At 69.7% G+C, this 16,431-nt stretch carries 16 protein-coding genes and 1 pseudogene; 8 read left to right on the top strand and 9 right to left on the bottom strand.

Annotated elements, in window-relative coordinates:
- Positions 1-295: 295 nt before the first annotated feature.
- The 4 genes from ACIQUR_RS31205 to ACIQUR_RS31190 form a co-directional block, all read right to left on the bottom strand.
- A complete protein-coding gene (locus tag ACIQUR_RS31205) occupies positions 296-571 on the bottom strand; it encodes an isoamylase early set domain-containing protein (protein ID WP_403671565.1) in 276 nt (91 codons plus the stop codon).
- Positions 572-836: 265 nt separating this feature from the next.
- The gene (locus ACIQUR_RS31200) at positions 837-1,154 is read right to left on the bottom strand and encodes an STAS domain-containing protein (protein ID WP_403671562.1); all 318 of its coding nucleotides are present in this window, start codon (positions 1,152-1,154) and stop codon (positions 837-839) included.
- Between the two features lie 185 nt (positions 1,155-1,339).
- Positions 1,340-1,564: a hypothetical protein gene (locus ACIQUR_RS31195; protein WP_403671559.1), complete on the bottom strand. Its 225-nt coding sequence runs from the start codon at positions 1,562-1,564 to the stop codon at positions 1,340-1,342.
- Positions 1,565-1,668: 104 nt separating this feature from the next.
- On the bottom strand, positions 1,669-1,995 hold the full coding sequence (locus ACIQUR_RS31190; protein ID WP_403671557.1) for an STAS domain-containing protein: 327 nt from the start codon (positions 1,993-1,995) through the stop codon (positions 1,669-1,671).
- A gap of 932 nt (positions 1,996-2,927) precedes the next feature.
- On the opposite strand from ACIQUR_RS31190, the gene ACIQUR_RS31185 reads away from it, so the two are divergent.
- The 5 genes from ACIQUR_RS31185 (at position 2,928) to ACIQUR_RS31165 (ending at position 6,099) form a co-directional block, all read left to right on the top strand.
- Positions 2,928-3,257, top strand: coding sequence for an alpha-amylase (locus ACIQUR_RS31185; protein ID WP_403671555.1), 330 nt, complete (start codon positions 2,928-2,930; stop codon positions 3,255-3,257).
- Between the two features lie 150 nt (positions 3,258-3,407).
- Positions 3,408-3,890, top strand: a complete 483-nt coding sequence (locus tag ACIQUR_RS31180) for a hypothetical protein (RefSeq protein WP_403671552.1) — start codon at positions 3,408-3,410, stop codon at positions 3,888-3,890.
- A gap of 223 nt (positions 3,891-4,113) precedes the next feature.
- The gene (locus tag ACIQUR_RS31175) at positions 4,114-4,647 is read left to right on the top strand and encodes a DUF1360 domain-containing protein (RefSeq protein ID WP_403671549.1); all 534 of its coding nucleotides are present in this window, start codon (positions 4,114-4,116) and stop codon (positions 4,645-4,647) included.
- Positions 4,648-4,857: 210 nt separating this feature from the next.
- Positions 4,858-5,352, top strand: coding sequence for a DUF4142 domain-containing protein (locus ACIQUR_RS31170; RefSeq protein WP_403671547.1), 495 nt, complete (start codon positions 4,858-4,860; stop codon positions 5,350-5,352).
- Positions 5,353-5,625: 273 nt separating this feature from the next.
- Entirely contained in the window at positions 5,626-6,099 is a 474-nt protein-coding gene (locus ACIQUR_RS31165) for an SPW repeat protein (protein WP_403671544.1), read from the top strand.
- 162 nt (positions 6,100-6,261) lie between these two features.
- Here ACIQUR_RS31165 and ACIQUR_RS31160 read toward each other — a convergent pair whose 3' ends face one another.
- Positions 6,262-7,032, bottom strand: coding sequence for a hypothetical protein (locus ACIQUR_RS31160; RefSeq protein WP_403671922.1), 771 nt, complete (start codon positions 7,030-7,032; stop codon positions 6,262-6,264).
- A gap of 377 nt (positions 7,033-7,409) precedes the next feature.
- Positions 7,410-7,535 (bottom strand): annotated as a pseudogene (locus ACIQUR_RS31155) (PucR family transcriptional regulator); the annotation flags it as partial.
- Between the two features lie 314 nt (positions 7,536-7,849).
- Between ACIQUR_RS31155 and ACIQUR_RS31150 the strand changes: the two are divergent.
- Complete coding sequence (locus ACIQUR_RS31150; protein WP_403671541.1) at positions 7,850-9,487, top strand: penicillin-binding transpeptidase domain-containing protein; 1,638 nt, start codon at positions 7,850-7,852, stop codon at positions 9,485-9,487.
- Positions 9,488-9,851: 364 nt separating this feature from the next.
- On the opposite strand, the gene ACIQUR_RS31145 is transcribed toward ACIQUR_RS31150, so the two are convergent.
- Positions 9,852-10,337 (bottom strand): hypothetical protein, encoded by a 486-nt coding sequence (locus tag ACIQUR_RS31145; RefSeq protein WP_403671538.1) that lies wholly within the window; start codon positions 10,335-10,337, stop codon positions 9,852-9,854.
- A 559-nt stretch (positions 10,338-10,896) separates the two neighbouring features.
- On the bottom strand, positions 10,897-11,088 hold the full coding sequence (locus ACIQUR_RS31140; protein WP_403671535.1) for a hypothetical protein: 192 nt from the start codon (positions 11,086-11,088) through the stop codon (positions 10,897-10,899).
- 210 nt (positions 11,089-11,298) lie between these two features.
- Here ACIQUR_RS31140 and ACIQUR_RS31135 point away from each other — a divergent pair, with 210 nt between their 5' ends.
- Together ACIQUR_RS31135 and ACIQUR_RS31130 are read left to right on the top strand one after the other, a co-directional pair.
- Entirely contained in the window at positions 11,299-12,441 is a 1,143-nt protein-coding gene (locus ACIQUR_RS31135; protein WP_403671532.1) for a WD40 repeat domain-containing protein, read from the top strand.
- 527 nt (positions 12,442-12,968) lie between these two features.
- Positions 12,969-13,424, top strand: a complete 456-nt coding sequence (locus tag ACIQUR_RS31130; RefSeq protein ID WP_403671529.1) for a hypothetical protein — start codon at positions 12,969-12,971, stop codon at positions 13,422-13,424.
- A 252-nt stretch (positions 13,425-13,676) separates the two neighbouring features.
- On the opposite strand, the gene ACIQUR_RS31125 is transcribed toward ACIQUR_RS31130, so the two are convergent.
- The gene (locus tag ACIQUR_RS31125; protein ID WP_403671526.1) at positions 13,677-14,231 is read right to left on the bottom strand and encodes a translationally-controlled tumor protein; all 555 of its coding nucleotides are present in this window, start codon (positions 14,229-14,231) and stop codon (positions 13,677-13,679) included.
- Between the last annotated feature and the right edge of the window lie 2,200 nt (positions 14,232-16,431).

The raw sequence follows: 16,431 nt of genomic DNA, 5'->3' as shown, positions 1-16,431 counted from the left end.
ACATGCTCGGCCTGTGGCCGACGGACGACCCTCCCGCGGCAGACCGCCCCTGAAGGCTCGTCCGGCCGAGCGGCGGGTTTGGCTGTGGGCCGGGGCGGAGGGCGCGCGTACGACGGCCGCCGTGGGTCAAGCCGACCCGGTGGGGTGGGTGTGGAGGACGAGGCGGCGAGGGCGAGGCCGAAGGCGTGCCGGAGTCGGGGCAGGTCTGCCGGCGGGGTGGGGCGGGTGCGGCGGGGGCCGCGCCGTCGGGCCGGGGGCTCGGGGGTGCCGGGGCGGTGTCGTTCGGCCGGGGGAGTCAGGTGTGGATTCGGCTGTTGGTGCCGTCGTGGTGGTCCGCGTGCTCGTCGTCGAACCATTGGTCGCCGGCGGCGAGGTAGCGGAAGGCGTGGCTGCTGTGCGCGGGGAGGGTGACCGTGGCGGTGCGGGTGCCGTCGCCCTGAGGCTGGAGGGGGTGGGCGTGGGGGTTCCAGTGGTTGAAGTCTCCGACCACGCTGACCGGCCCGGGCGGGGTGTCGGTGGGCAGGACGAAGGTGACCTGGATACGCCCGCGGAGGCGCTTGCGTTTGAGCACGGTGATCTCCAGCCGTAGACGACGCGGGACATCGTCGCGCGCACGTCGTCGGGTCGGGCCTCAACGCGGCCGACGGCCTGCGAGCCGGTCACCCAGCCGGATGCCTGGCCTCTACGGATGGGGCAACCGAAGGTGAGGCGCGTGGCGGGGCCCGGCCGGGATGGAGTCCTGCCGGCCGGGCCCCGCGTGCGTGGACCTGCCCTGCCCTGCCACGGTGACGCGCCCGTGCTCGCGCCGCCGGGCGGGTGGGCCGCGCGGGTGGATGTCAGGTGTCGGTGATCGGGAACAGCCGCTCGGAGCCGGTGAGCGCCAGCAGACGGCGCAGCTGCGGGCGGGGCGCACGCAGGCTCAGGCGTTTGCCGTGGCCCTGGGCGTTGCTGTGGGCGCGAAGGAGGACGTTGAGGCCGGAGGAGTCGCAGAACTCCAGCCCTGCCACATCGAGGACGATCTCGACGGGCCCGCCGGGCTGGTCGATCGCCATCTCCAGCGCCTCGGCGAGCATGGGTGCCCGGTCGACGTCCAGCTCGCCGCCCAGCACCACGACCAGGCGCTCGTCGCCGTTCTCGCGCTGGTGTTCTCCCATGTCCCTCACTATGCGCCAGTCCGGCCGGGTGGTCAGCAGGGGCTGCGCCGGGCGGCCGAGCCCGCCGAGCGGGTGGCGCGAAGGCCCTGGGCGGGACACAGGTCGCGGCGTGACCGCGCCCCGGCGGGTGGGGCCGTTCGTTGCAGGACAGCGTCCTGCTGGTGGTGAGCGATCCCTGAGGCCGGTCAGCCCGGCCTGTCGTCGTAGAGCCGTTGCCGGAGCTCCAAGAGCACGGGGACATCGGCAATCGCCGCGAGACGTGTCAAGAGCCGCCGGATCTGCGGATCATCGCCGGCCTTCACCGCCGAGACGATCTGCTCGATCAGCCATTCGCCCTCTCCGGGCTCGGGTGATGGGCGCGACCGGGCCCCACCGCTGCCGCCCCGCCCCTCCAGATCCGCTTGCGTCACAGGCCTTCCACACCTCCAACGATCGCAGCCCCCCCGCGGCCGGGGGGAGCGGCAGACCAGCCGCCTGTTCCCTTCCACTCGAACAAGAGGATCAGATGCACGAACTAGGGGCGGTCGTGGTGGTCGGCGTAGGTGAACAGGTCGCGGGTGCCGGTCAGGTCCAGCAGTCGCAGGGCCTGGCGGGGCACGTCGGCGAGTTCGAGGGTGCCGCCCTCGGCGAGGGCTCGCCGGCGCAGGACCAGGAGCATGTGCAGGCCGGAGGAGTCCATGAACCCCACAGCTGACATGTCCAGGGTGAGCACACGGCCCCGCAGGTCGATGGCGCGGGTGAGGTCGGCGACGTGGGAGGTGGTGTCGACGTCGAGGTCGCCTGCCACGAGTACCACGATGCGGTCCGGGCGCGTGGAGACGGCGATGTTCAAGGCGGGCATGCGTGCTGCCGCCGTTCTGTGGGGAGCCCATCACGGTCGGCTCCCCAAGCGGGGCGGAGGAGGCCGTCAAGCGCCGCGGCATCGAGCCGGGCAAAGCCGAATGAGACCACCCGTACCGGACCGTCAGCCACAAGCAGTGACCGTATGGTGGCGCGGGGTCTCCCACCAGACCAGGCTGGTTACCCAACCTATTCCCCCTCACCGCAACGGCAACCCACGCCGCCGTCCTGGAGTTGTCCTGCGGGCATGGGCGGGAGAGGGACCTGGGACGGGGGTCCCTGCCCTGCGTGGTCGGGCTGACTGTCCCTCGGCCCTGCGCCGGGGCGCCCGGCCGGACGGGAGCGGCGCTCCTTCGGAGCGGACAGTCGCGCCGAGGAGTGGCACCGCCCCGGTCACCCGGCGCCGTCACCTGCCCGGAGACGGACGGCGGCGTCCGCGCCTTGCAGGCCCGGGTGAGCTGTGCGGCGGGGGCGGCCCCGCTGTTTCCGATCACCAGAGCGGGTGCACCGTAGGCCTGGCTGACCGCCCGGTGCGGGGCGGCGAAGGCGGGATGGCCGGGAGGCGTCCGATAGGGGTTCCTCGGATACGCGATGCCCACCCCGCCACCGCGGTGCGCGAGCTCGGCACGCAGCGCGTGCGCGAACGCCTCCACCTCGCTCTTCGATGCGCAGTACGCGCTCAGCGGCGGTGCGGGGGGGGGCCTCCCGAGCGGGCGGCCGAAGACGGGGCTCGAGGTCGGTCACGTCCACCGGCCGGCAGCCCGACGGGCTACCGAAGAGACGACCGCGCATGCGGCCAGGCGCGAGGGGTTCTGCAAGCAATTTCAAGCTCGAAGCAGCTGCTGAACTGGTGCGATGGGGCGCCGGGTAATCTTGGCTGAAATGCTTTGCAGAAAATTGCATCGGTACCTGCGAGCGCCGAGGATGCCGGGCATGGCAAACCACATCGCCCGCAAACCGGGTCCCGTCGTGCTCGCCGCCATGACCGCGGCGGGTCTCTTGATGCCCCTGGCCACCGCCCCGGCCGCTGCGGCAACCGCTGCCCCGCCGGCACCGGAGTGCGTGGAGCATTTCCAGAGCTGGCGCTACACCGACGTTCACAACGTCTGCAGCTACACCGTCTCCGTCACGGTCGAGTACACCAACGATCAGTGGGCCCCGTGCCGCGTGATCGACCCCGACGGCTGGGCGACTTTCGCCGGCTACGGGACGGGAGGCAACTACGTCACGGCGCTGCGGACGTGCGATCCCACCTCCCAGTGATCACGCTACGGCCGGTGTGGCGATGCCCGAACGGCCCCCTTGCGCCCTGGAAGTACCCCGCCCGCCGGGTGACACCACCCGCGCAGGGCGTACGTGTACAGGGTGCGGGTAGGGGCCGGGTCCGTACCCTCCAACGGGGGAGGTGCCACCATGTCGGTGTACCGCCACCAGCAGCACCTGCCGGCCCGTCAGGACACCGGCCACGTCATCCGGCAGGGTCTGCACGACCAGGTGCTGGGCCTGCTGATGCTCGGTGCGTCCGTCGCGCTGTGGGCGGTGCCCATGGCCACCCAGGCGGGTCCGAAGGACGCCCAGGTCAACGAGATGATCGTCGGAACGGTGCTCACCCTGATCGTGGGCCATCGCCTCTTCCGGGGCGGCGGTGTCCGCTCCGACGTGGCGGTGGGCGCGCTGGGCCTGTGGATGCTCGCCTCGCCGTTCGTGCTGGACTGGCAGAAGACCTCGCTCGACACCGCCAGCCGCATCCTCGACCTCACCACCGGCGCGGTCCTGGTCATCGCCGCCGGGGCCTCCCTCCTCCTGCTGGCGGCAGACCACCGGGCCACCCGCAGGGAGGGGAAACCGGCCCCGGCGGGCCCGTCCCGCCAGGCCACCACTCCAACGGAGCCCTGAGCCGTACCCCATGTGGCCGTGTGCCCGTGTGGCCGTCGGCCCGGGTTGCCCAAGCCGGCCGAGCCGCACTGCCCCGCTGCAGGGCACGGCTCAGGCTCATCCCCGCACCGCGAAGGGCGCGAGCGGCGCGCGGGAGGATGACGCATGCCGACAGGGGTAGCCGCTCGACATGGACGGATCCCAGCAGTCGCATGGCGCACCGGGTACTTCGGACCGCCGACCGGTGCGAGGGGGCAGAGCCGTCCTCGACCGGGTGCGGCGCAGACTGCGCCGACAGGCCCGGGCGTACGGAGCCGGCCAGGAACAGCGGTTGAAGGAGTCGGCGCTGTCCCTGGCCGCTTTCAGCGCGTACGGCGCGGCCTGGGCGGTCCTCCTACGGCGGACCGGCGGCAGCCCGGCGGCTCGGCTGCGCCCGGGCGACGCCGTGCTGGCCTCGCTCGCCACGTTCCGGCTGAGCCGGCTGCTGAGCAAGGGGTCCGTGACCAGCCTGCTGCGGGCGCCCTTCACCGAGTTCGAAGGCGCGACCGGCCCCTCCGAGATCTCGGAGCGAGCGCGGGGCGAGGGCGCCAGGGCCACCGTCGGGGCTCTGGTCACCTGCCCGTTCTGCACAGGGGTGTGGGTGGTGACCACGCTCACCGGGGCGCAGATCCTATGGCCGCAGACGACACGGACGATCACCTGGGCTCTCGCCACCCTCGCCGGCGCCGATGCCGCCCAACTCGCCTACGACCGACTGGTCTCCTGGTGCCAGCAGTAGAGAAGACCAGCCGTACAGCGCGACCACGGAGTGCCGCATGCCGCGCCTCAACAGCGCTTTCGTGTCAGAGGGCACAGACCGCAGCCGGGGTTTCGCGGCGGATCGGCTGGACAGGCGCCGGACACGACCGCGGCCCCCTCGGCCCGCCCCCTGGCGGGCCGGTCGCGGGGAGAAGGAGGCCCCAAGGGCAGCAGGTGCGCGACAACAGCGGTGCTGGCAGTGGTCCTGACGAGCGCGGGGCTGTCCGCGGTGGCGGCGGCCCCTTCACCGGGCAGCACGGACGCGCAGTACGTTCGCACCGCGCACCAGGGCAACCTGGCCGAGATCGCCGCAGGCCAGGACGCCCAGAAGAACGCCGAGGACACATGCGTCAAGGACGTGGGCGCCGCACTGGTGCGCGATCACACCGATCTGGATGCCACCATCTCGCGTCTCGCCGAGAAGGGCGGTGTGTCCCTGCCGGATACCATGACGCAGGAACAGCAGACCGCCCTCGACAACGTCAAGGCGACGGCTGGCAGCCCCGCCTACGACGCGGCCTGGCTCACAGCCCAGGAAGACGCCCACACCAAAACCCTCGCCCTGATAGACCACCAGATCAGCCAGGGCACGGACACGGAGACCACCGACGCGGCGAAGAAGGCCCGCCCGGTCGTGGCCAAGCACCTGGACATGGTGCGCGGCGGCACCTGCAACGCCACATGACCCCCACCACGACGCGCGGCCCGCGCAACGACGCAACCAGTACGTGGGCCGACGACAGGGTGTCATCACCGAGATCCCCGTGCCAGGCACGGCCCGGGTCGCTGCCCGACCGGCCGCCCAACTCTCGGCCCCGGCCACCGGCAGAAGACGCCCCGCCCATGTTGCGCAGCGAAGCCAACGAAAGGCGGTGCCCGCGACCCTGCGGGGGCGGTTCATCTGAATTTTGGGGGTAGGGGCGGGTTCGGCATTTTTTCGTCCTACGAGGAGGTCGTGATGGCATCAACCCACCGTGCGCCGATCGAGGAGCACCCCGACCTGATGGAGCTGCGCGCCCGGCACGACCGTGCGGTCGCCACCCCGCGGGCGCAGATGGTCGAGGCCATGGCCGTCCTGACCGGTCTCTACCTGGCAGCCTCCCCCTGGATCGTGGGCTTCAACGGCTTCACCACGCTCGCGGTCACCAACCTGATCGCAGGCCTCGCCTGCATGCTGCTCTGCGGCGGCCTCGGCACCTCCTACGAGCGCACCCACTCGATGGCGTGGGCAGCCTGCGCCCTCGGCATCTGGACTTGCGTCGCGCCCTGGCTCGTCGCGGGCGACGTCGCCCACACCCGGTCCATCACCAGCAACCTCATAGCGGGAGCCCTCGCTACCCTCCTCGCCCTCGCAGCCGCCTCCGGCGCCCGCGACAGGACCCGCCGCCCCGTGGCCGGGACGGGTGACCGGCAGATGACGAGCCACCCGTAGACGCCACCGGAGCCGGCCATGCACGTCCGCGAGCAGGCCCGCGGGCTCTTGTACGGGTTTCACCGGCTCACGGGAACCGCCGCTCTCGAACTGGACCGGGCCGTACGGCTGCTACCCGCGGCCGCCGGCGGCCGGCTGCCCGCGGGGGCTCCCAGGGGCGGGTCAGCTGCGCGGGTCGGGATTGTCCGAGGTTCGCTCGATCGCCACGCCGAGTGCTCCCAGCCGCCCCACGATGAACGCGCCCAGCGCTTCCCGGGCTTCCTCAAGCTGAGCGAGGGCGCTGCGGGCGCGCTCGGCAAGGTCGTCAGCCAGTGGGGGGCCTGCTTCCACGCATTCGGTCAGAACGTGGGTCGTGTAAGACAGGGCCGTGCCGAGCCTGGTCACGTCGACCCCGTGATCTTTGGGCTCGAGTGCGCGCAGGATGGATGAGTTGCGGATGAGCATCTGGGCCGGCTGGCTATGGGCGAACCAGAGGCCGTCGTGGAGCCCCTCGTCGAACGCGTCGTTGACCTCAGCCCTGGCGGCGCGCCAGGCTCCGGAGAACTCCTCGGGGTCGACGGTCCGACCCCGCCGCAATTCGTAATACGTGTCTTCGAGGAGGAGTTGCCACCCGCGTGTGGTCGCACGCATACGCAGGAGCCGTTCCGTCGTCGCCGACTGCCGGGCCCGCGTCTCGGCGGCAGTCTCACGCTCTGCGGCTGCCTGACGGTCGCGTTCGGCCACCTCCAGCTCGAACTGCCGCTGGCGCTGGAGGAGGTCTTCCTCCCTGCGCTGCTGGACACGTTCGCGCTCCTCCTGCCGCAGGGCGGCCTCCCGCCTCTCCGCCGCCTGCCGACCGTGCAACAGCAAGGGGCCCAGTACGGCACCCCCCGCCCCGACGACTGCGCCACCCACCGCCCCGATCAGCGCGTACAGCGCCGCTGCGTCCGCCATGAACGACATTGTGCATGACAAGCAGTCGGCAACAGAGGCGCCGCCCTTCCCCCACGGCGCAGCGGCGGCTGCGAAGCGGGCGCTCCGACCCCAGGCGCTGGCGCACAGGTCCGAAGCAGGCACGACGTCGGAGATGATGCGTCTCGACCGCTGGTCCGGCACCGCGCGGGCTCGGGCAGGTGTTCAGCCAGACTTCGGCGGTGCCAGGTCGGAATCCGCGGACGATCGCGCATGAGCCACCACGAGCTCGCCGAGGCCCTCACGGACCGACCAGGAGGTCCGGTTCGCCAAGTGCCGCGACGCCCAGCCTCGCTGCTACTCGACCGGGCCGCGCAGATGCTGCGGAACGCACTGGTGGTTCCCGGTTTCCCTGCCGCGACCGCGTTCGCGTCGTCGTACCGCTCCGGACCTGCGGCCACGGCAACGGCAACGGCATGGGCTTGCGGCAACCGCAGCCCGAACCGCTCCGCGCGCTCCGCCGGCCGCCCCAGATCGCTGCGCCCGCTCGCAGCCTTCGACGAACGCGTCGACCGCCTGTTCCGCCACGGCCGGCAGCCGCACGCATCAATCATCGCCGGTCACCAGGGCCGGCTCGCCGCGCCGGGCCACCCTCGACGGCGGCGGGGTCGAGGGATCACGTCCGCCGGCTTGTAACGAAAAGATAAACACATGGTCGGTCGTACATCTTTTGCTCTCCCGGGTTGATCTAAGGGGGGACGTACGGCCCCGTAGAGCGCGTGCGTATCAGTGTCTTGAACATGTTCAAGTGAACATCGTTCTCACGCCGCGTACGGGGCTCTGGGGGAGGGACTGCACCATGCGCAGCGGAGTGAAGACCGCCTTCGTCGGCGGCGTGTTCGCCCTGGTGGCGGGCGGGGTGGGGCTCGCGGGCCACGAGATGCTGGCCGGGGACTCGGACGGTGCGGGCGGTGGTGCGGACGCCGCGCTGCGGAACGCGTCCGCGGAGGTTACGGCCGAGGAGGTCGAGCGGACAGCACGGGACTTCCTGGCGGCGTGGGCCCGCGGGGACGCGGACGCGGCCGCGACGCTGACCGACGACCCGGCGGCGGCCTCAGAGGCGCTGCGCGGCTTCCGGGCGACCGGGCACGTGGAGAACGCCGTGGTCACGCCCGGCGCGGCGAGCGGCGCCACGGTGCGGTACACGGTGAAGGCGACCATCGGTTTTGAGGGGCACCAGAAGGAGCTGGCGTACGCCTCGGAGCTGACCGTGGTGCGCGGCAAGAACAGTGGGCGGGCGCTGGTGGACTGGCGGCCGACGGTGCTGCACCCGAAGCTGATCCGGGGAGCGACCCTGCGGACCGGCTGGGCGAAGACGGGCTCGATCCTGGCGGTGGACCGCGAGGGCCGGGAGCTGACCGCCGAGAAGTACCCGTCGCTGGCCCCCGTCCTGGACACCCTGCGTACCCGGTACGCGGGCGGGGCCGCAAGCGAGCCCGCCCTCGAGACCTGGATCGAGCCGGCCGACGCCGACGCGCCGAACCGGACGCTGCTCACCCTCGTCAAGGGAAAGACGCAGAAGGTCCAGACGACGCTGGACGCCGACGTACAGGCCGCCGCCGAGCGGGCGGTGAAGAAGTACGACCGGGCCTCGGTGGTCGCCGTCCGGCCCAGCACCGGCGAGATCAGCGCGGTCGCCAACAGCCCGGCCGGCGGGTTCAACGTGGCGATGGAGGGGGCGCAGGCCCCCGGCTCCACGATGAAGGTCGTGACCGCGGCGATGATGCTGGAGCACGGCCTGGTCGGCGGGCCGAACTCCCCGGTCGAGTGTCCGAAGGAGGTGACCTGGTCGGGCCGGACCTTCCACAACAACAAGAACTTCTCCATCGAGAACGGCACCTTCCGGGACAGCTTCCGCCGCTCCTGCAACACCTTCTTCATGAAGGCGCTGGGCCCGCTGAACGCCAAGGGCGTGGAGGACACCGCCCTGAGCCAGACGGCCCGCAAGTACTTCGGCCTGGGCGGGGTGTGGTCCATCGGGATCGCCTCCACCGACGCCGGCATCCCGGTCTCGAAGGGCCCCGAGACGGCCGCCTCCTACATCGGCCAGGGCAAGGTCACCATGAACGCCCTCAGCGTCGCCTCCCTCTCGGCGACCGTGAAGAACGGCGCGTTCCGCCAGCCGGTGATCGTGCCCAGAGAGATGATCAAGGGCGAGCTGACCACCGCCCAGCCGCTGCCCGAGAACATGGCCGCAACCCTGCGCAGCCTGATGGCCGCCGCCGCGACCGACGGCACCGCCGCCAAGGCGATGTCCGCGGTCAGCGGCGACAAGGGAGCCAAGACCGGGTCGGCCGAGGTCGACGGACAGAGCGACTCCAACAGCTGGTTCACCGGTTACGCGGACGACCTGGCCGCCGGCTCGGTCGTCCAGTCCGGCGGCTACGGCAGCGGCCCGGCGGGCAAGGTCGTCGCGTCCGTGCTGAACGCACGGTAGGAGGAGACGGTCCGGTCGGCAGGGCGGAGACGGCCGGCCGGGCCGAGGCGCATGACAAATCCGTTGGTGATCACGGGGTGGGTGAATGCGGACCTGAGGATCCAAAGGGTGTCGCGTAGACGATGACGCGCAGGTCCGGGCTCATACCCGCACCGTGCCGGTACCCGTCCATTCGAGCACTCCGACGGCGTGTCAGGGCGGCAGCGGACGCTCGGCCCGGTGGTGACGGGCGCGGGCCGTGCGGGTGCGCCGTCAACGGCGCGGCCCGCCGTGGTGACTGAGCGCCATCAGTTGGCGGACAGGCCCGGCTTGTCGATGTCGAGACAGGTGACGTGCTCGCTGTACCCGTCGCGCTCGTAGCCGATCACGCACTCGACTCCGGGTCTGATCCGTGAAGCGGCTCTCCAGGGCGTCGTGCGTGGACGCGGCGCATGCGCTTCACCGTCACCGCCGCCGGGCGACCGGCCAGGAGAAGGGACAGCCCCACCGGGAGCACCCCCGCCCACACCGTTGGTGACACGTATGCGGTGCCGGATGTACCGTCCACCAGCCATGCGCGGACCGGTTGCGAATCGATGTCGCCCTCGACGGGGACGTCGAACGACGGGCCGCCGCCGTCCGGGGTGAAGTCGCCCGAGCAGGACGTCGAGGTTCCCGCATTGGCCACGGTGTTGTCGTACGTCCGGCAGTCGGCTTCGGTCACGGTGCCGGGCTCGCCCCACAGCGCCGCCCGCAGCTCTTCGGTGAAGTTCGTCAGTACGACGTAGGCCAGAAACAGCCCGACCAGACAGGCCAGCGCCAGCCACGGGGCGGGTCCGACCTGCTCCGACCTGCTCCGTTGCCCGTCCATAGCGTTCCCACCCTCGCTCATCCCCACCCTCGGATCGCCGACGGACCTCCATGGTGACCGATCCGAGGTGCCCTCGGAAGCCCTCCATGACGTGCTGGTGGGCCCGCACGATCGCCAAGCCGACCGACACCGGCCAGTCGACGGGACGCTCGGTGAGGGAGTCCTGTCGTCGGCCGCTTCCTTCCGCTCGGACCGCCCGCGGCATCCGCGAGAACATCGCTTCCGGAACGTTTCGGCAACGCGGCGAGGTACCGCGCCAGACCCCGCGGCCCCGGCCTTCATCCGCCCGACAAGTCCTGGGGGGAGCTCGCATCACCGCCGGTCACAGATCCGCCTCTGGGCGAGCGCCGCACATGGCGAATCCCGCCAACTGAAGCGCTCAGTCACATCGACCCCTCTCGGGAACAGCCACCGTCGACGGCGGCCACGTGCGGAACCGGATCCCCCGCACGACCGTCGGCCGGATTACCGAGCTCTTGCGCTCTTGGACGCAGTAGGAGGACGGGCCATAGCAAGCTCGCCGCTTGGACGGAGTGCTCAGACTGGGTGCTCGACACGGCTATCCGATGAGGCCGCGCAATGCCGGGACGCTGGCGCCGGCGGCAGTGAGCCCGAGGGCGAGGGCCCCGGCCGCGGGGGCGCCGCTGAGGAGGGTGAGGACGCCCAGGACGGTGCCGATTACGAGGGCGGTGAGCAGGATGACTGCGGTGTGGAGGGACAGGAACGGCTGTGGGCTCTCAGGCGTGTTCATGCCTTGAATCTGCACTGCCCAGGCCGCTGACCAGCCCGTACTGAACGCTTCTGGCGAACCCTGAACAGGGCGCCGACAGCACTGAAGGACTGCCGTGTCCCGCAGCCCGCGGCTGGATGGATTGAGGTGTTCGCAGCTGTTCGGCAAAGTTCGGCGTGACGAGCCGGATCCGCTCTAGCCTGGCCTGATACGGATACGGCATGGGAGGCGATGGCATCGCCGGACACCACGCGCAGCTATGCGGAACTTCTGCGCGAGCAGGCAAGGGAACTGACCGCGCTGAGGGTCCGCGCGGGTAGCCCGTCCCTGCGTGACATCGAGAAGCGGGCCCGTAGACTCTTCCCTGACGAGAGCGTCTCCCTGCCGCTGTCCACACTCAGCGGCATCCTCAACGGCGGCTACGTCGGCCGGGACAAGCTCCTGTGCCTCGTGCGGACCTTCCTGTCCTGGGACCGGACCGGCCGGGAGTGTGACCCGCCGACCTATGGTGATCCGGCACTCGACGTCTGGCACGACCGCTGGGAGGCTCTCACCACAGCGCGACCTCCTCGCCCACGCACGCAGCCCCCCGAACCTGCCCGCCTCTCGGCCACCGAGGCAGAACCGCCAGCCAACCCAGGCGTTCCCCGTCAGGCCGCATCGGGCGGATCGGTTCTCCTAGCCAGGCCGCCCGACCGCTTCGAGGAAGCGGGCGTACTCACCACCGCCCGGAACCCGGTGACGGCGGTAGCGATATCACCCGATGGCACCCTGCTGGCAGTCGGCTGCGGGTATGGCCGGGTGCGATTGTGGAATGCCATCACCCGCCAACGCATCCAGAGAACTCTCACCGGCCACGGGGGTCGCGGCAGCTCCGAGGCGTGGATCTCCTCGGTGGCGTTCTCGCCGGACGGCTCTCTCCTCGCCGCCGGTGATTCCGGCGGCAGAGTACGGCTGTGGAACCCCGTCACCTGCCAGCCCATCGGCAAATCCCTCACCGCCCACACCGGCCGGGTCGAGACGGTGGCGTTCTCGCCAGATGGCACCCTCCTCGCCACCGGCGGAACCGACTTCAGGCTGCAGCTGTGGAACCCCACCACCCGCCGACCCCGCGGGCAACCCCTCAGGACCCGTCCGTTCGCGATCCATTCCACGGCGTTCTCACCCGACGGCAACCTCCTGGCCGTCGGGACCAACTACGGGACGCTGGAGCTGTGGAATCCCTCCACACGCCGCCTTCTCACAGCCTTCACCAGCCACAAGAACGCCGTGGTCACGGCACTGGCATTCTCACCGGACGGCAACCTCCTGGCCACCGGCAGCGGTGACTGCACCGTACGTCTCTACAGCAGAAGAGCCGAGCCGGAGTCGTAGAGGGGTCCTTGTCCGCCCAGGGCCCGCGACCGTTCCGGCGTGGCTCGTGCGCGCATCTCGCATCACGGTGGCGCCGGTGCCAACGCTCGACGGAGAACCCCGCCCTCGGTTGCCGTGCCGTATCGGGCTATGCAGGGGTGCGGGTGCGTTGGGCGAAGCGGCGTAGCCCGGGCAGGTAGGGGTGGGAGGAGCTCGGTGGTCATGGCGCGGACTTTCGGGCTCTGGCTCCTGCGCGGCGTACTGCACGAGGACCCGCAGGGTGCTGAAGGTCTTGTCTGGCTCGCCGAGGGCCTGCCAGATCGAAGCAGGAGCGGCACCCGACGTCGGCCGTGCCAGATCAGCGAATACCGGCCCCTGTCGCCTTGCAGGTGGCCCCGATCTATCCTGTAGACGAATGCGAGCAAGGCACCGCGTCGACAGTTTTCGCGGGCGCTGGCAGCGGACCGTTGAGCGGCCGTGCCAAATGCACGCGTTCCGAGGATCCGCCGTGACGTTGCCGGCTACGCCATTTCGATTTACTACGCTCCGTGGAGTCTGTCATGCGCAAAAGAGCTGGTCGACGGACCGTCATTGCGATGTCTATGGCCGCAGGCCTTGTCGTGGGGCTTGCCACCAGTGCTGATGCCGTTCAAGATGCCTACTACAACGTTTCCGTCTTCAAAGGGGGCACGCGGTTGGCGCGCGCGGACGGAACCATCTCGTGGATCGATGCCAGAAATTTCGCGATCCTCAATGCACGTCTGACGGACAGTGCCTGCGACGGGCGCCCCGTGTATTTCTTCCTGGACATCAGCGGCCAGTGGAACGGTCGCACGCGTACCAATTCGCTCGGTTGTGGAAGGACGGTCAGCTTTGGCCGTATTCCCACGAGGGATGACAGCGGAATTCGTTACGTCGACATCTGGGTGTGCCGGGACGTGGCCAACACGTTCGCCGACGACTGCACCCACCAGGTCCACCGAAACCCGTACTTCCGGGGGTAGGGCCGGCCAATTACCAAGTTGTCATATGCCGATACCCGACTCGTGGTCGCCGTCGGCTGACCGCTGCCCCGCAACGACTGCGAGGCGCGGGAAGGAGCGGGGGCGGGCGGCCCGGGGCCTGCCCGTGGCCGGGACCGTGCACAGCATCCGGGACTCGGCTCCGGGTGCGCCTTGCGCCCCGTCGTTCCAGGCGTGACCTCGCTTGTGTGGGGGGCTTGGTCTTGGGGGCGCACCCGGTGCCTGCGATGGGGGTTAGATCTGGTGCGCGTGGACGCCGTGCTGGAAGAAGGTGAGGTAGGGCGTGGTGCCGTCGTCGCGGTAGTTCAGGAGGGCGACCATGCCGTCGGGGTTCATGCTCTCGCCGGTGTAGAACTCGTAGTCCTGGAAGTTGCCCAGGACTTCCTTGACGAGGGCGGTCCCTTCCGCCTCGAAGGCAGCAACGGAACCGGGGTCGGTCTCGGACAGCTCGCTCTTCACGGCCTTGAGGTAGCCCTTGGCGTAGACCGTGTAGGACTTCTTGTCGAACGACGTCGGTTGAAGCCGGTGGGCGTGGATCACGTCGATCACCTGCCTGGTGCCGTCAGTATCTTCCGCGGCCTCGACTTCGTTGGGGTTCGCGTCGATGTCCGCGTGGACGTCGCCGCTTACCGTGATCAGTCTGCCTTCGACTTCGTAGCGGCCTGCGACCTCCTTGACGGGGAAGGCGTCGGTGAACAGTTCGTCGCCGCTGATGATGTCGGTGTAGAGCAGCACGGTCTCGGTTCCTTTCCTGAGCGGCCGGAGCGCGGGTTTGGCTGGGAGCGGCACGCCGGCCTGGGGGACGGTCTCTGGATGGCTGCAAGCCCATCGGGCAATCGATCAGTCGCGCAAGGCGCCGAGTGCAAGATCGTCCGATCGGGTGCCCGCTGACTGGTACACGTTGGCGAGCACCCGACGTCACGTGGTCGCCCAGTTGATGCCAAGAGCGGCGAGAGCGCTGTCGCTGATCAGTGAATCTGAGCAGTCGTCATACTGCTGACCCGGGGTTGTCAGTTTGTGTGAATGCGCATGCTGGTCGAGGTCGATGAGCGTCAATCAGGTCGACGCCGTTGTCCCTGGTTGTGCCTTGCAAAGCTTCTGATCTTGGCTGTCATGGAGTGACCGGGTGCTGGGAGATCGGCTGCCACCAGCCCCCACATTCATGCCTGACCTGGGCAGATGGGACGAAAGTCGTTGGCGCGGTGCAGGTTTTTCGTTGTGCAGGTAGGTCCGGCGGCGTCTGCGTGGGGGTGGCCAGTTGGTTGGCTGCGGTCGTTGGTGTCCGCCCCCACCCCCGACCCGTTCGCGGCCGCCGGCGCGCCAACCGATGGTGGTGGGCGCGGACGCCCGTGCGATGTGGGGGTCGCTGACCGAAGGCCTGGCTGGCTGTTCCGAACGACCTGGATGTGTCCGATCGGCCCGCGGCCCTTGAGCAGGTCGGCGTCAGCGGCGCGGCGAACAGCCGGCTGGTGAACATCGCGCAGGACTACATCGGCTCCGAACGGGAGACCGCTCTGCGGGTGGGCACCCGGGCCTGGCCCCTGCTCGCTGCAGCTTGGAAGGCTCGCCTGTGCTGGTATGCCTACCGATGCCCAGAGTCGATCTGAGTTGAAAATGAAGCAGGGGTGAGCGAGAGCGGAGGCTGTAGGCCCCGTCCACCTCTCAGTAGTCGGGGGACAAGTTGGGCTCCTTGGGGCAGGGTCACCGGGGGGCCGCCGAAGGAGTGGAATTTGATCGTGTAGCTGGGTGTGTGTATGTGGGTCAGTTGCCCATGGTGATCGATCCAGGCGTCAATCCTGTGGTTGGGATTATTGGTTTGATGTGCAGTGCGAGTTGCCCTTCCTGGTTTTCCTTTCCGAGGTGTTCTGGCTCTGCGCCTGCTTGGAGCATTTTCAGGATTCGGGGGATGTATATGAGGTGTTGACTGGATTCATATTCGACTTCGGAATGGCCGAAGGAAGATGACTGTGGCGGGGCGTAGTAGCGGTTTCCGATGCGCCATCGGGAGACGTGGGGTGCCACGATTGCATCGATGCCATTGGCCCATGATGCGCGCCTTCTTTGGGTACTTCGGTACCAGGAACACCGTTGTCGACGGTGAGGGTGAACGTTGCAGCTCCCGAGGCAAGGGCTCGGGCTCCGGCCTCACGGAGCACTTCCTTCGCGGGCCGCTGCTCTTCCGCTCGCAGTGAGGCTTCGATCTGATGGTCGCGCCAGCTTTCCGCCAGAGACGGACTCACGTCTATTATGCCGATTGCCAGGGTGGAAATGACCGCAATGTGGAGTCGCCGGTTGTGTGAGTCCACGGTTTTCACTGCCGCCCCCATAAGTCGCAATGCTTGACTCTAACTGGTCGCCCCTACGGCAGTGAGGCAGGGCTGGCCTGGGAGGCGGAGTCGGAAGACCCCCTGGCAGGGGGAGCGAAGCGGACGCGGCCAAGGGGCAGAAGATCCAGGCTCATGAAACGGAGTCATCTGGCCTGCATAGCAGGCCGGTTCGAGACCGAGCGAAGCGAGGGCCCTGAACCTGTCCGAAGCGAAGCAGGGGACACCGGCCCGAAGGGCCAGCCCAAGCTCAGCGAAGACTGGCCGGCTGAAGCGAAGCGCAAGAGCAGGGAGCTTCCGCGCCCACCGCGAAGACGGCACGAGGGCACACCACGACAGCCCGACCCCTTTTCAGATGGCCCACCAGGGGCGCGGCAGCCCCGACCGAAGCCCTCGCCACCGCTGCTGGCGCCCGCGCAGCGGGCTGGCCCTGGAGGCGAAGCCGCAAGGACCCGGGTGGGGGAGCGCAGCGGACCCGCCCACCGGGCCATAGGCCCGGCCCCCGTGAAGCAGAGTCACCTGCCGTGCGCAGCACGGGAGTCCCTGGCCCGCGAAGCGGCTTGTTCGGGTGGAGCGAAGCGGAACCCGAACAGTCCGAAGCGAAGCGAAGGACTCCGACCGGAAGGGCCGACTCCGGCTAGGCAAAGCCTAGCTCGCCGAGCGCA

The sequence above is a fragment of the Streptomyces sp. NPDC101132 genome (assembly GCF_044759225.1).
GTDB lineage: Bacteria > Actinomycetota > Actinomycetes > Streptomycetales > Streptomycetaceae > Streptomyces.
This window is presented reverse-complemented; position numbering and strand designations above follow the sequence as displayed.